A 1,269-nucleotide genomic window follows, 5' to 3' on the forward strand; every position below is an offset into this window, starting at 1 on the left:
GACCGGCTTCATCGACTGATGGCTTCCGGCGGCCGGGCTCGCCCGAACCCAACACTGCTCGGAGATCGGGGGAGCCGTGGTGGGGGTGCTCTCGTCACGGTGCCCGAACCGGCAACCGGGGGTGAACCCACGCCGCGAGGGATGACCTCAGCGGGCGGTAGGAGGGGACAGACGGTGAACGATCAAGAACGATGACCTCATGACCGACGAGTGGTTCGGGCCGGTGACCTACAGCGACGGCGAGGCCGAAGGATCGCCGTTCCTGGAAGCAGTGCGCAGGCTCGCGCCAAACAGACTCACCGGCTTGATCGAGCCCGACGCAACGGTCGTCAGCTCCTACCCTGTTGCGCCGTTCGTGCTGCTCTGCCTGGACGTCGCCCTCACCGAGGACCCGGGCGAGATCACACTCAAGGTTCTCTTCGATGGTCGTGGAGGCCTCTCAGGCACCTGGGGCGGCGATGACATCTGGGACGGCTTCGACCGGAAGCACCCCGACAACCTTCTCGTTCACGCTCGATCCTTCTCCGATGAGCGGCACGCAGTGATCGCGCTCGATTGGGTCGCCGCCCAACTCAACCGACCTCTTGTCGAGAAGCAATGGGTACGGCGGGGAAAGATTGTTGCGAGAGTCTGGGCTACAGGGGACACCGGGGACGTTCTCGAGGTGTCGGGTCGGCGGCGGTTCCGTGGTGAGGCGGACATCGTAAGAATCGTCCGGACAGGCATCTCTCGCTGAGCCGGGACCGCCCTCGGTGCGGCTGCCGACCGGACGAGCGCGCTGAATACGCGCCGAAGCTCGGCTGGCGAGACGCCGAGTGCGGGCATCCAAGCAGCTCAGAGGCCATGATCGGCGGGCAAAACGGCTCCCCCCAAATGAGGAGGGGCGTCTGACTCCAGAGGGGGATCGTCAGCGACCGCGAGCCTCGCCAGGACACGCCGACGCAGCAAGAGGTACTCGTCGACGCATCGACGGAGCTCGCTGGTTGGCGGTCGCTTGAGAGCCTCTCCGCCCACAACGACCTCATGGGCGGTGAACTGTTCGCGAGTCAGGTCGACGTCCACGAGGCCAAAGCGGTTCCACCAGTGGTAGTCGACGTGCGTGCCGTCTTTGTGTACTTCGCCGACGACCAGGTCTCCGCCGAGCAGATCGTTGACCACCAAGGCAGTGAGGTGTTCTCAGTAGCGGGTTGATCATGTCGTGCGGTCGTACTCGGTGTGGAGTAGTACGAGCGCAGCTGCGGTGATCGCGCCGGTGCGCCAGGGACATAG

2 protein-coding genes are annotated in these 1,269 nt (G+C 65.1%); one reads left to right on the forward strand and one right to left on the reverse strand.

What is annotated here, in order from left to right; translation table 11 throughout:
• Positions 1 to 199: 199 nt before the first annotated feature.
• Entirely contained in the window at positions 200 to 736 is a 537-nt protein-coding gene (locus Ae505Ps2_RS11540; RefSeq protein WP_020626462.1) for a hypothetical protein, read from the forward strand.
• Positions 737 to 834: 98 nt separating this feature from the next.
• Here the strand turns inward: Ae505Ps2_RS11540 and Ae505Ps2_RS31140 are convergent, their stop codons facing one another.
• Positions 835 to 1,158 carry a hypothetical protein gene (locus Ae505Ps2_RS31140; protein WP_139318817.1) on the reverse strand — a complete coding sequence of 108 codons (324 nt, stop codon included), beginning with the start codon at positions 1,156 to 1,158 and terminating at the stop codon, positions 835 to 837.
• Positions 1,159 to 1,269 lie beyond the last annotated feature (111 nt).

This window comes from Pseudonocardia sp. Ae505_Ps2, from assembly GCF_001932425.1.
In the GTDB taxonomy this organism is placed as follows: domain Bacteria; phylum Actinomycetota; class Actinomycetes; order Mycobacteriales; family Pseudonocardiaceae; genus Pseudonocardia.

Coding starts and splice junctions, on each gene's coding strand:
- Ae505Ps2_RS11540 (WP_020626462.1), top strand. CDS start 200: ATGACCGACGAGTGGTTCGGGCCGGTGACCTACAGCGACGGCGAGGCC.